Origin of the sequence: Pseudomonas sp. S30 (assembly GCF_016518545.1) — a bacterium.
Taxonomy (GTDB): Bacteria; Pseudomonadota; Gammaproteobacteria; order Pseudomonadales; family Pseudomonadaceae; genus Aquipseudomonas.
Map to the genome: position 1 here is coordinate 72,168 of NZ_JACVTO010000015.1, position 12,113 is coordinate 84,280.

General features: G+C 64.5%; 13 protein-coding genes. 7 read left to right on the forward strand and 6 right to left on the reverse strand.

All coding sequences use genetic code 11. The annotated features are described in order from the left end of the window. Positions 1-85 precede the first annotated feature (85 nt). The gene (locus IAE34_RS17000) at positions 86-1,438 is read left to right on the forward strand and encodes an aminotransferase-like domain-containing protein (protein WP_200140126.1); all 1,353 of its coding nucleotides are present in this window, start codon (positions 86-88) and stop codon (positions 1,436-1,438) included. On the opposite strand, the gene IAE34_RS17005 is transcribed toward IAE34_RS17000, so the two are convergent. Then, on the reverse strand, positions 1,435-1,689 hold the full coding sequence (locus IAE34_RS17005; RefSeq protein WP_200140127.1) for a DUF2790 domain-containing protein: 255 nt from the start codon (positions 1,687-1,689) through the stop codon (positions 1,435-1,437). The two genes, IAE34_RS17000 and IAE34_RS17005, sit on opposite strands and share 4 nt — an antisense overlap. Before the next feature lie 211 nt (positions 1,690-1,900). On the opposite strand from IAE34_RS17005, the gene IAE34_RS17010 reads away from it, so the two are divergent. After that, entirely contained in the window at positions 1,901-2,308 is a 408-nt protein-coding gene (locus IAE34_RS17010; protein ID WP_200140128.1) for a GNAT family N-acetyltransferase, read from the forward strand. Positions 2,309-2,330: 22 nt separating this feature from the next. Here IAE34_RS17010 and IAE34_RS17015 read toward each other — a convergent pair whose 3' ends face one another. Next, a complete protein-coding gene (locus tag IAE34_RS17015; RefSeq protein WP_200140129.1) occupies positions 2,331-3,287 on the reverse strand; it encodes a YihY/virulence factor BrkB family protein in 957 nt (318 codons plus the stop codon). Positions 3,288-3,482: 195 nt separating this feature from the next. Then, positions 3,483-3,659, reverse strand: coding sequence for a CsbD family protein (locus tag IAE34_RS17020; protein WP_200140130.1), 177 nt, complete (start codon positions 3,657-3,659; stop codon positions 3,483-3,485). A 212-nt stretch (positions 3,660-3,871) separates the two neighbouring features. Between IAE34_RS17020 and IAE34_RS17025 the strand changes: the two genes are divergently transcribed. Then, positions 3,872-5,338, forward strand: coding sequence for a NosD domain-containing protein (locus tag IAE34_RS17025; RefSeq protein WP_200140131.1), 1,467 nt, complete (start codon positions 3,872-3,874; stop codon positions 5,336-5,338). A 223-nt stretch (positions 5,339-5,561) separates the two neighbouring features. Beyond that, positions 5,562-5,942 carry a hypothetical protein gene (locus IAE34_RS17030; RefSeq protein ID WP_200140132.1) on the forward strand — a complete coding sequence of 127 codons (381 nt, stop codon included), beginning with the start codon at positions 5,562-5,564 and terminating at the stop codon, positions 5,940-5,942. Here IAE34_RS17030 and IAE34_RS17035 read toward each other — a convergent pair whose 3' ends face one another. Then, positions 5,943-6,779 carry a CvfB family protein gene (locus tag IAE34_RS17035; RefSeq protein WP_200140133.1) on the reverse strand — a complete coding sequence of 279 codons (837 nt, stop codon included), beginning with the start codon at positions 6,777-6,779 and terminating at the stop codon, positions 5,943-5,945. 123 nt (positions 6,780-6,902) lie between these two features. Here IAE34_RS17035 and IAE34_RS17040 point away from each other — a divergent pair, with 123 nt between their 5' ends. Both IAE34_RS17040 and IAE34_RS17045 read left to right on the forward strand, forming a co-directional pair. Next, positions 6,903-7,763 (forward strand): DUF6279 family lipoprotein, encoded by an 861-nt coding sequence (locus tag IAE34_RS17040; protein ID WP_200140134.1) that lies wholly within the window; start codon positions 6,903-6,905, stop codon positions 7,761-7,763. An 81-nt stretch (positions 7,764-7,844) separates the two neighbouring features. Beyond that, a complete protein-coding gene (locus IAE34_RS17045) occupies positions 7,845-8,720 on the forward strand; it encodes a DMT family transporter (RefSeq protein WP_200140135.1) in 876 nt (291 codons plus the stop codon). 51 nt (positions 8,721-8,771) lie between these two features. Here IAE34_RS17045 and IAE34_RS17050 read toward each other — a convergent pair whose 3' ends face one another. Beyond that, positions 8,772-9,707, reverse strand: a complete 936-nt coding sequence (locus IAE34_RS17050; protein WP_200140136.1) for an aspartyl/asparaginyl beta-hydroxylase domain-containing protein — start codon at positions 9,705-9,707, stop codon at positions 8,772-8,774. 170 nt (positions 9,708-9,877) lie between these two features. Continuing rightward, a complete protein-coding gene (cysK, locus tag IAE34_RS17055; RefSeq protein WP_200140137.1) occupies positions 9,878-10,852 on the reverse strand; it encodes a cysteine synthase A in 975 nt (324 codons plus the stop codon). 134 nt (positions 10,853-10,986) lie between these two features. On the opposite strand from cysK, the gene IAE34_RS17060 reads away from it, so the two are divergent. Next, entirely contained in the window at positions 10,987-12,060 is a 1,074-nt protein-coding gene (locus IAE34_RS17060; RefSeq protein ID WP_200140138.1) for a DUF748 domain-containing protein, read from the forward strand. Positions 12,061-12,113 lie beyond the last annotated feature (53 nt).

Here is a 12,113-nt window from a genome sequence, read left to right on the forward strand (position 1 = left end):
CATCCTTCGATCTGACGGGTTGCCTGCATGCTCTCGCCGATGCATTGTATGGGTCAAACCCTATATTGCATGGGCGACAATTCTCGTGTGGCTCCCTCGACTGGCCGATGACGATCAGCCACGCTATCTGGCCCTGGTGAAGGCCATCGCCGCCGCCATCGAATGCGGTGAACTGAAGGTCGGCGAACGGCTGCCGCCCCAGCGACGCCTGGCGTGGAAACTCGGCCTGAACCCCAGCACCACCCAGCAGGCCTACCGCGAAGCGGCAGCCCGGCATCTGGTCGCCGGTGAAGTCGGGCGTGGCACCTACGTGCTGGCCAGCAGCAAGGAGGCGACGCTGTTTCGCCTCAAGCAGCACGCCCGGCCAGCCACCCTCATCGACCTGTCGACCAATGTCCCGGTCGCCGACCTGGCGCCCGAGGACCTGCAGCGCAGCTTGCAGCACCTGCTGCAGGCCGATGACTTCAACCTGCTCGATCATTACCTCGATCACGACCAGCTTCTACTGGGCCGGCAACACGGCGCGCACTGGTTGAACCGGCGGGGCCTGAAGCTGCAGGCCGATCAATTGCTGTTGTGTGCCGCCGCCCAACAGGGGTTGCTGAGCGTGTTGCAGTCCCTTTGCCAGCCGGGCGAGCCGGTGATGCTCGAAGCCTTGAGCGCCCCGGGCATCAAGGCCGCCTGTCGCCAGTTGCGCCTGCCCGTGCAGGGCGTGGCGGTGGACGGCCAGGGCCTCAGGCCCGAGGCCCTGGATCGGGTGGCGCGGGCCAGCGGCGCACGGGTGCTGGTGACCACGCCGACCTTGCACAACCCCACCGGCGCCTGCATGGACGACGCCCGGCGCCAGGCCATTGCCGACGTGGTTCGCCAGCATGAGCTGCTGGTCATCGAAGACGATGTGTACGGCGCGCTCAGCGACTGCGCACCGCTCTACCCGCTGCTCGACGACCACGGCATCCTCATCACCAGCCTTTCCAAGACCGTTGCGGCAGGGCTGCGAGTAGGCTGGATCGCTGCATCGACTCAGCTGCTCGAACGCATCGATCCGCATACCCAGGCCACCCACTGGCCCGTTTCTCCGCTGAACCTGCACATCGCCTGCCAGTGGATCGCCGACGGCACCGCCGCACGTCGAGTGAGTCGCCAGCGCGAGGAAATCGAACAGCGCTGGCTTCTAGCTCGGCGGCTGCTGGGCGATGCGCTGCTGACCATCGGCGCGCCCTCACCGCACATCTGGGTCGCGACGCCGGGCTGCGCGCAAGGGTTGGCGAGCGCAGCGCGCCAGCGCGGGGTGGAAGTGGTCCCGGCGAGCGTATTCGCGGTAGGAGGCGACGACATCCACGCCGTGCGCATCAGCCTCTCGGCCGCTGCCGGCCGCGCACAACTCAAGCAGGGGCTGGCGATCGTCCGCGCGCTCCTGCAGGAAGGCTCGACCTAGTTCTGTCGGCAGCCTTCGCCCAAGACCCGATAGCCAATGGTGTGGACCTGACCTTGATGGTCTTCGTAGGTCATGGTGGCAGGGACCACCGCGCAGACATTGGGAATGGTCGACAGATGGATGACCCGCTTGATGTCGAGGTTCGTCGAGTACGTGTATGGGGTGGCGGCGGGCGCCTGGGCAGGGGCGGCTTCGTCGGCGAGGGCGAGCGAAGACATACCGACCAGGGCGAGGATCAGTAGGGGTTTCATGATGCAGTCCTTGAAGACAATCGAGTTGACCGACTTCTGGCGCCGGGAGCGGCGGGGAGAAGTTGCCACCATCGAGGTGACACGAAGCGTAGCCCGAGGCCGAAGGACCTGGCGGGGTAACGTTCATTCTACGTACCCTCTGGCCGGTGTGAAGACGCTGGCCCGGGTTACACCCTTGCTCTATCCGTAACAATCTGCGAAAAAGCGGGCCATGAATGCCCCTGATTATCTGCGGTTGAACACTGGCGAACGACGCCTGCTCGACCACTTCTACCGCCAGCATGGCTCGCGCATGCGCGCCTGTGCGAACGGCGAGCACTGGGTAGCCCGGCAGCCGACCATCGTCGCAGCAGTCAACCTGACCGAGGTCGACCAGGGACGATGGCTGACCGGGTTGTTCGTAGCAGCGCCCTATAGAAATCGGGGAATAGCCGCAGGCCTGGTCGAGGCAGCACTGCATCAGCGCAGCGGCCCTACCTGGCTGTTCTGTGATCCGAGCCTGATGGGGTTCTATGAGCGCCTGGGGTTCGTGCTTGCCGAACACCTGCCGAGCGAACTGGCCTCGCGCCTGGCCCGCTACCAGCGCAGCAAATCACTGAGCGCGCTGGTGCGAAGCTGAAGGGCCTGGCGAGGTGCCACGTCTACCCTTGGCGAGGATGGGGCGGAGCGTGCGCGGGCTGCTGATGGCCCAGCACACTGATGGTGTCCTTGCGCTCGGGCTGCTCCTCGTCGAACTCTTTATCGCCTGGGTCCTTGCCTTCGGCCGACATGTGCTCGATCACCGCATTCATCTCGGCACCCAGCAGCAGCACGGCCGAGGAGATATAGAAATACAGCAGCAGCACGATGATCGCGCCGATGCTGCCGTACATCGCGTTGTAGTCTGCGAAGGTCTTAACGTAATAGGCAAAGCCCAGAGACGCGGCGATCCACACCACCACCGCCAGTACCGACCCTGGCGTGATGAAGCGAAACTTCTGCTGCACGTCCGGCATTACGTAATACATCAAGGCCACTGCCACCATCATCAGCAGGATGATCACTGGCCAGCGCAGCACGGTCCACAGCGTGACGATGAACTCTTCCAACCCCACGTGCGCAGCGATCCATTCCATGACCTGCGGGCCCAGCACCATCAGCGCGGCTGCCATCAACAGCATGGCCGCGATGCCGATGGTGTAGAAGATCGACAGCGGGATGCGCTTCCATACCGGACGTCCTTCGGGCACGTCGTAAGCCGCGTTCATGGCGCTCATCATCAGGCGCACACCGGCCGAGGCGGTCCACAGGGCAATCACGATACCCACTGAAAGCAGCCCACCCTTGGACTGCTGCAACTGGTCGATCACCGGGTTGACCTGCTCCAGCGCCTGGGGCGGCAGCACCAGCTCCGATTGCAGGCGCAGCCAGGAGAAGAAGTCGGGCAGATGCAGGAAACCGATGAGCGCAATGAGAAACAGAATGAAGGGGAACAGCGAGAACAGCATCTGGTAGGCCAGTGCCGAGGCGTAGGTGGACATCTCGTCGTCAAGAAATTCCTGGACGGTGCGTATCATCACACGGTGCAGGGGCATACCCTGCAGGGCGGGAAAAATCATAGCGTCTCCTTTCGCCGCTCGATCATCGTGGTTGCAACAATGCAGTGAAGTCTAATAGACCACGCGGCCGGTGTACTGCTCCCCGCCTCCTTCAGGAAAAAACCTGGTGAAGATGCGACGATTCCATGAAAAAGACCGCCTTGTGAATGAGCCTGCACGTCCATCCACTTGGCGGCCTTGAGTGTCACCAGACGATCACTTGTCCAGCTTGTCCTTGACCTTGCCTACCTTCTGTTGCGCTTCGCCCTTGAGTTCCTGGGCCTTGCCTTCGGCTTTGAGCTTGTCGCTGCCGGTGACCTTGCCAACGCCCTGCTTGATGTTGCCAGCCGCTTCGTTGGCCAGGCCTTTGGCTTTGTCTTTAGTGCCGCTCATGGTGAATCTCCAGATAGAGACACGTGAACCGTGCCGACAAAGGGTTGACCCCTGGGCCTGTCAGCGAGTTTCAAACTTTTTCACCCGCACGCACCAGTCCGCAAACAACGGGCGAATATCGCCCTGAATCAACGTGTCGGCCTGCCGGCAGGCGGTCGTCGCCTCTAGAATCGAACGCTCATAAAAACAACAGCTTGCGGAATGAACTGCCCATGCGTCCGATCACCCTGCTGGCGGCCCTGCTGCTGCCGCTGTCCGCCCTGGCGGCGGCCCCCACCCCTCCCGAAACCCTGCGGGTCGACCGCTACAGCGACGATGGTCAACCTGGCACCCTGCGCTGGGCGCTGGAAACCAGCAACGCGTCGCCCGGTCGCTACCACATCGACATCGCCGCGGTCGGCCAGCCGCCTTACGTGATTCGCCCACAGCGGGCGCTTCCAGAGATTAAGGGCCCGGTGCGCATCACCGGCCTGTCGTGGGCCCGCGACGGTCAGTACATCGCTATCGACGGTTCGGCCTACATTCCCGACCGGGGCGTGCGCAGTTGCCCCGGCGCCATCGCCGGCCAGTTCGGCACCAACGTGCGCACCACGAGCTATCCAGGCCTGGTGCTGCGTGACACCCAAGGCGTGCACCTCAGCGGCCTGGAGGTGCGCAACTTCTGCATCGGCATTCTGCTCAATCGCGCCAGCGGCAACGTCATCGAGGACAACCGCATCGTCGCCAACAAAGGCGGTGCGGGCATCATGCTCACCGGTGACGACGGTGCCGGCAACCCCACCGCCACCACCACGATCAACAACAAGGTGCTGCGCAACCAGCTGATCGACAACGGCGATGGCCTGGAACTGACCCGGGGCGCGGCCTTCAACCTGGTGGCCGACAACCTGCTGCGCTCCACCGAGCGCAATCCCGAACCGTCCCAGGGCATCGAGATCCTGCTGGGCAACGACAACACGGTGGTGCGCAACCGCTTCGAGAATTATTCAGATGGTGTGCAGATCAACTGGGGCCATCGCAATTACCTGGGCGCCAACACCTTCACCGGCAATTCCATCGGCATCAGCGTCACCGGTGACGGCAACGTGCTCGACGCCAACACGATCCAGGGCAACCGTATCGGTGTGGCACTGCGCCCGGAACCCCAGCTGACGGCGACCCGCCTGAGCGCCAACCGCATCTGGGGCAACGGCCTGGACATTCGCCGCTGCGAGGCCGGTGGTTCGTGCGTGCCGAATCAACGCACCGGGGCGATCATCTTTGGCGTACCGGCCCAGGCCCATGCGCTGTATGTCGGGTCGCGCGGGGTCGGCGCCACGCTGGCCAAGCAGGACCAGGCGACCATCTGCGACGGGCAGGGCCAGCCTCAGCCATGCCAGCCACTGCCCAACCACAACCAGCAGCCGCCGCGGTTGCTGAAGCTCGAGGGCAACGTGCTGCACGGTGAGGTCCGCGGGCCGGCCTCCAGCCGCCTGCGCGTGGAGGTGTTCGGCAATACCGCCCGGGATGCGCGCGAAGCGCAGTATTATCTGGGAGCGGTAGTGGTCAACAGCGACGACCAAGGCCAGGCGCGATTCGACAAGACGCTGGAGGACGGTGCAGCACTGGGCAGCTTCACCGCGACCGTGACCACCGCCGATGGCGCCACATCCGAATTGAGCCTGCCGCTGGCACGGTGATCAGGGTGCCACTACGCCGTGGAGCGGGGACCACGGCGTTTTCCTGAGCCTTGCCGGTGTTCGCGAGCGAGCCCGCTGCCCCGGGCCCTGCGGCAGCGCTTCGATGACTCGTCGCAAGCATTGCCGCCCGACCCACCGCAGCCGCGGCGCCTGGTCCTTGCCGCACCCCGGCCGGCCCCGGCACAATGGTCGACCTTTCTGGCGTCAACCCGCAGGAACCTGCATGAAACTCGACAAACCCACCGCCATCGCCCGGCGCAATCAAGCGCTGGCCCGGCCGGTGCTCGACCGCGACAACACCCTGTTCGCCATCCTCGACAAGAAACGCAACCTGTGGTGGTTCGAAGTGCCGGTCGCACTGCTGCGCAAAGGCCAGCCCGATTGGGTCAACCTGTTGCTGCACACTCCCGACAGCGACGCACTGCAACACTTGAAGGTGCCAGTGAATTTCCTGCGTGCTCACCAGGAGCAGATGGAAGTGCGCAACCCCGGCAAGCGCCGCTCCACCATCAGCCTGGCGCTGAGCGCCGACCGCGACTCGCTGCTGCGCGATACCCGCCCCGGTGGCGAACAGCTGGATTTCAGCCCTTTCGTGCAGGCCTGATCAGACCCGCTCGATGCGATCGTCATGGATGACGATCAGTCCCTGCTTGAACAGCCCGCCGATGGCTTTCTTGAAGTTGCCCTTGCTGACGTTGAACAGCTTGGCGATGACCTCTGGCGCGCTCTTGTCGCATACCGGCAACACCCCACCGGCCTCGTCCAGGCGCTTGAGGATCTGCCCAGGCAGATCATCGGCCAGGGCCGCGCCGACCGGTTGCAGGCTCAAGGCGATCTTGCCGTCGTGACGCACTTCCTTGATGAAGCCCTGCTCGTGCATGCCCGAGCGCAGGAACTTGAACACCTCGTTCTTGTGGATCAGCCCCCAGTGGCGATTGTTGATGATCGCCTTGAAGCCCATCGGCGTCTCGCCCGCTATCAGCAGCTCCACTGGTTGACCGACCTTGTACTCTGCCGGTGAGCGGTCCAGGTAGCGATCCAGGCGAGAGGTGGCGGTGATGCGCCGGGTGCGCTTGTCCAGATAGGCGTGGACCACGCAGTAGTCGCCGATCTTCAGCGGCTGCGCTTCTTCCGAGTAGGGCATCAGCAGGTCCTTGGACAGCCCCCAGTCGAGGAAGATACCTGCGCCATTGATGTCTTTGACCTTCAGGCTGGCGAACTCACCGACCTGCACCTTGGGCTTTTCCGTGGTGGCGATCAGCTGGTCTTCGCTGTCCAGGTAGATGAACACGTTGAGCCAGTCGTCCAGCTCCAGTTCCTCGCCCTTGGGGAAATAGCGCCTGGGCAGGAGGATTTCGCCGTCGGCACCGCCGTCCAGGTAAAGACCGAACTCCACGTGTTTCACGATTTGCAAACTGTTGTAACGCCCCAGCAGAGCCATTTCCGATGTTCCTCCAGACAAGGCCGCTATTCTACACCCGATGCGCGCGGGCTGCCGATCCGGTGGAACCGTCCAGCACCGCGCCGCGTCTACCCCAGGCCAGTCACCTGCAAGGATCCGCACATGCCTGCCTCCCTGACCCGCGCCCTGCTGCTCATCGTCGGCCTTGCCCTGACGCTGGGCGCCTGCACGCGCATCGACCTGGCCTATCGCAACCTCGACCGCCTGGTGCCCTGGTCGCTCAACGACTACCTGGACATGAACCGCGAGCAGAAGGCATTGCTCGACCAACGGCTGCGCGACCACCTGACCTGGCACTGCAAGACGCAACTGCCGGGCTACCTCGACTGGCTCGACAAGGTACAGCGCATGGTCGCCGAGCAGGCGGTCACCGACCAGGCCCTGCAACAGCGCACCGCCGAAGCGCGCGACGCCATCGGTCGGGTAGCCGAAGCGATCACGCCATCGGCCGCCGAACTGCTGCGCGACATGAGCGATGCCCAGGTGGCCGAGATGCGCAGGGCCTTCGCCGACGATATCGCCGAGCGCGAGAAAGAATACGTCGACACGCCCCTGCCCCGGCAGATCCAGGAACGCGCGACGCGCATGGAAAAACGCCTGAAACCCTGGCTGGGCGAGCTCAGCGACAGCCAGCGGCAACGGGTGGCGAGCTGGTCGCAGGCGCTGGGCGATCAGAATCGCGAATGGATCGCCAACCGCCAGGCCTGGCAGCAGCAACTGCTGCAGGCCATGAGCCAGCGGCAGACAGCGGCGTTCGAGCCACGCCTGGCACAGCTGCTTCAGGACAAGCAGAGCCTGTGGTCGCCCAGTTACCGGGTGGCCTTCGAGAATACCGAGCGCCAGGCGCGCGGCCTGTTGGTGGATCTGCTGCAACAGAGCAGCCCGGCGCAACGGCAACGGTTGCTTGATCGGCTGGCCCAGGTGCGCAAGGACTTCAGCGAGCTCAAATGCCTCAAGGGCTGAGGCGCGCGACGCAAGAAACGACAAGAAACCCCTACCCGGCTCACGTACACTCGCGCCCCTGTCTTATCGCTGGAGATGCCCGTGAGCCCCATCGCCCTCGTCCGCCTGCTGACCCTCGCTGCTGTCTGGGGCGCCAGCTTCCTGTTCATGCGCATCATCGCGCCCGAGCTGGGGGCCGTGCCGACGGCTTTCTTTCGCGTATCGATCGCCTGTCTCGGGCTGATCGGGATGCTCGCGGCCGCGCGGGTGCGCTGGCACTTCCAGGGCAAACTGGGCGCCTGCCTGGTGCTGGGCATGATCAACTCGGGCATTCCGGCGACCTTCTACGCGCTGGCCGCCCAGGTGCTGCCGGCCGGCTACTCGGCCATCTTCAACGCCACCACGCCGCTGATGGGCGTGCTGATCGGGGCGCTGTTCTTCCACGAGGCCCTGACCTTGCCCAAGTTGTGCGGCATCTTCCTGGGTCTGTTCGGCGTCGCCGTCCTCAGCGGGGCCGGCCCGGTAGCGCTGGACCTGGCCCTGCTGCAGGGCGCACTGGCGTGCCTGGCCGCTACCACCTGCTACGGCTTCGCCGGCTTTCTCGCCCGACGCTGGGTAGGAACCCTGGATAGCCGCCTGTCGGCACTGGGCAGCATGCTCGGCGCCACCCTGCTGCTGACGCCGTTGTTCGCCTGGAGCGTGCTGACCCAGCCACCGGCGAGCTGGGGCGGGTGGCCGGTGTGGGGCTCCTTGCTGGGGCTGGGACTGGTATGCACGGCGTTCGCCTACATCCTGTACTTCCGCCTGCTGAACGAGATCGGTCCGGTCAAGGCGACCACCGTGACCTTCCTGATTCCGGCGTTCGGCGTGCTGTGGGGGGCGTGGCTGCTCGATGAGCCACTGTCCCTGGCGCACCTGTATGGCGGGATGATGATCGGCGCGGCGCTGTGGCTGGTGCTGCGCCCGACGCGCCGCTGAGAGAGGCGCCTGCACCGCTGCTGCAGGCTCGAGCAATGCAGGCGTGGCCGATCAGAACAGCCAGCGGTACAGCAGGTACGCTACCAGTACGGCCAGCACCGGGCGCAGGATGCGGTAGGCCTTGGGGTTGGCGCGTTTGAACTGCTTCACATGAGTGCTGATGCGGTTGCTGAAGCGCTTGCTCCAGGCGTAGGCCTGGTTGATGCCGCCGACGCGTTCGTCGTCGGTGTTCTGCGGTGCAGTGGCGCGCCCCAGGAAGGCGCTGACCTTGCGATTGATGCGGGTCATCAGCGGGCTGGTCAGCGGTCGCTCGACGTCGCAGAACAGGATCACCCGGGTTTCCTGGGTTTCGTTCTTGACCCAGTGCACATAGGTCTCGTCGAACATCACGTCCTCGCCGTCGCGCCAGGCATAGACCTGACCGTCGACGTAGATCCGGCAGTCGTCGGAGTTGGGCGTGGACAAGCCCAGGTGATAGCGCAGCGAGCCGGCGAACGGGTCGCGGTGCGGGTTCAGGTGGCTGCCGCCGGGCAGCAGCGCGAACATCGCACCCTTGACGTTGGGGATGCTGTTGACCAGCTCTACGGTGCGCGGGCACAGGGTTTCGGCCGACGGCAGGGCCTTGTCGTACCATTTGAGGTAGAAGCGCTTCCAGCCTTTCTTGAAGAACGAGCCGAATCCGGCGTCGTTGTCCTTCTCGGCCGCGCGGATGTAGCCCTCGTCGAACAGGCGCATGGCCTCTTCGCGGATTTCCTGCCAGTTGTTCTTCAGGACATCGAGTTCCGGAAAACGCTGACGATCCAGGTAGGGTTTGGACGGCACGCCGGAGAAAAGGTACATCAGGCTGTTATAGGGGGCGAACAGCGCCGAGTGGTTGACGAACTGGCGCAGTACCGGCAGGCGGGCCTTGCCACGCAGGTGCACGAACAGCACGCTGCCGAAGAACACCAGCAGCACACCGGCCTTGGCGAGGAAGGAAAAGGTCATGCAACACTCCTTGGGGGGATACGAGCCGTCCCCGAATAGCCGCCCATGATAAACCCATCCCGGGCCGCTGCAAGCGCCAACCGGCCAGCTGTACGTTGATCTGGGTCAAGCTCGGGGCGGCACGCTGCCGCCGGAGCCTGAGGCCCCAGGCGCAACGCTCGCCACTGCGCCTATACCTGAAGCTCCTGCTCGGTGAACAGGTCGCTGAACAGCATGCTCGACAGGTAGCGCTCGCCCGAGTCGGGAAGAATCACCACGATGGTCTTGCCCTGCATGTCCGGCTTTTCCGCCAGCCTCACTGCGGCGGCCATGGCGGCACCACAGGAGATGCCGCACAGAATGCCCTCTTCCTGCATCAGGCGAATGGCCATGGCCTTGGCTTCTTCGTCGGTGACCTGCTCGACCTGGTCGACGATCGACAGGTCGAGGTTCTTCGGCACGAAACCGGCGCCGATGCCCTGGATCTTGTGCGGGCTGGGCGTGAGCGCCTGGCCGGCCAGGGTCTGGCTGATCAGCGGCGAGGCGACAGGCTCCACCGCCACCGACAGGATCGACTTGCCCTGGGTGTGCTTGATGTAGCGCGACACCCCGGTGATGGTGCCGCCGGTGCCCACGCCGGCCACCAGCACGTCCACGGCGCCTTCGGTATCGTTCCAGATTTCAGGGCCGGTGGTCTTTTCGTGGATCGCCGGGTTGGCCGGGTTCTCGAACTGGCCCGGCAGGAAATACCGCTGCGGGTCGGAAGCGACGATTTCATCGGCTTTGTCGATCGCCCCCTTCATGCCCTTGGCCGGTTCGGTCAGCACCAGCTCGGCGCCCAGTGCCTTGAGCACCTTGCGCCGCTCCAGGCTCATCGACGCCGGCATGGTCAGGATCAGCTTGTAGCCACGGGCCGCTGCGACGAAGGCCAGACCGATGCCGGTGTTGCCCGAGGTCGGTTCGACCAGGGTCATGCCCGGCTTGAGCCTGCCGCTGCCTTCGGCATCCCAGATCATGTTCGCACCGATGCGGCATTTGACCGAATAGCCGGGGTTGCGCCCTTCGATCTTGGCCAGGATGGTCACCCCACGCGGGGCGAGGCGATTGATCTGCACCAGCGGCGTGTTGCCGATGGAATGGGCATTGTCGGCGTAGATACGGCTCATGGCAGCGGTCCTTGAATCGTGGAATAGGCGCAAAGGGTTCAAGGGTAAGCCTGCCCCCGCCCGGGCGTAAAGCCCGTTCGAACCAAGGCGGGCAGCAGACGGTCAACCGCACGACCCGACCTGGAGAGCCTGGGATGAAAGCTCGCTATCGCTGGCCGCTGATCGGCCTGGGCAGCCTCGTGATACTGCTGGTGGCCCTGCACTTCGCACTGCCCTACCTGGTGCGCAACTACCTCAACGACAAGCTGGCCGACATGGGCGAGTACCGTGGCCAGGTGAGCGATGTGGACCTGGCGTGGTGGCGCGGCGCCTACCAGATCAACGGCCTGAAGATCGTCAAGACCACGGGCAAGGTACCGGTGCCCCTGCTCGAGGCGCCCCTGATCGACCTGTCGGTCAGCTGGCACGCCCTCTGGTACGACCAGGCCGTGGTCGCCGAAGTGGCGTTCGTGCGTCCCGAGCTGAATTTCGTCGACGGTGGCAGCAAGCAGAATTCCCAGACCGGTCAGGGCACCGACTGGCGCGCACAGCTGGAAAAGCTGCTGCCCATCACCCTGAACGAAGTACGCATCGAAGATGGCACCCTCACTTTCCGCAACTTCAACTCCAAGCCGCCCGTCGACCTCAAGGCCACCCAGCTGCAGGCGAGCATTCGCAACCTCACCAACGTGCGTGATGAAGCAGGTCGGCGCGATGCCAGCTTCCAGGCCCAGGCACTGGTGGCTGGCGACGCCAAGGTGGAGAGCCGTGCGACCTTCGACCCCTTCAGCGATTTCGACGACTTCGAATTCCGCCTGCGCGCCACCGGCATCGAGCTGCGCCGCCTCAACGATTTCGCCAGCGCCTACGGCAAGTTCGATTTCAACGCCGGGCATGGCGATGTGGTGATCGAGGCACAGGCCGAGAAAGGCCGGCTAAACGGTTACATCAAGCCGCTGCTGCGCGATGTCGATGTGTTCGACTGGCAGCAGGACGTGCAGAACAAGGACAAGGGCTTCTTCCGTTCCATCTGGGAAGCGGTCGTCGGCGCCAGCGAGACGGTGCTCAAGAACCAGCCCAAGAACCAGTTCGCCACCCGCGTGGAGCTCAGCGGCAGCGTCCACCAGCAGGACATCAGCGCGTTCGAAGCCTTCCTGCAGATCCTGCGCAACGGCTTCGTCCAGGCCTTCAATGCGCGCTATGAGCAGCCCGCGCCGAAACCGGACTGACGCACCATTCAGGGACTGAATGGCGGGTCTGCATTTGCGCCCGCCGCCCCCGC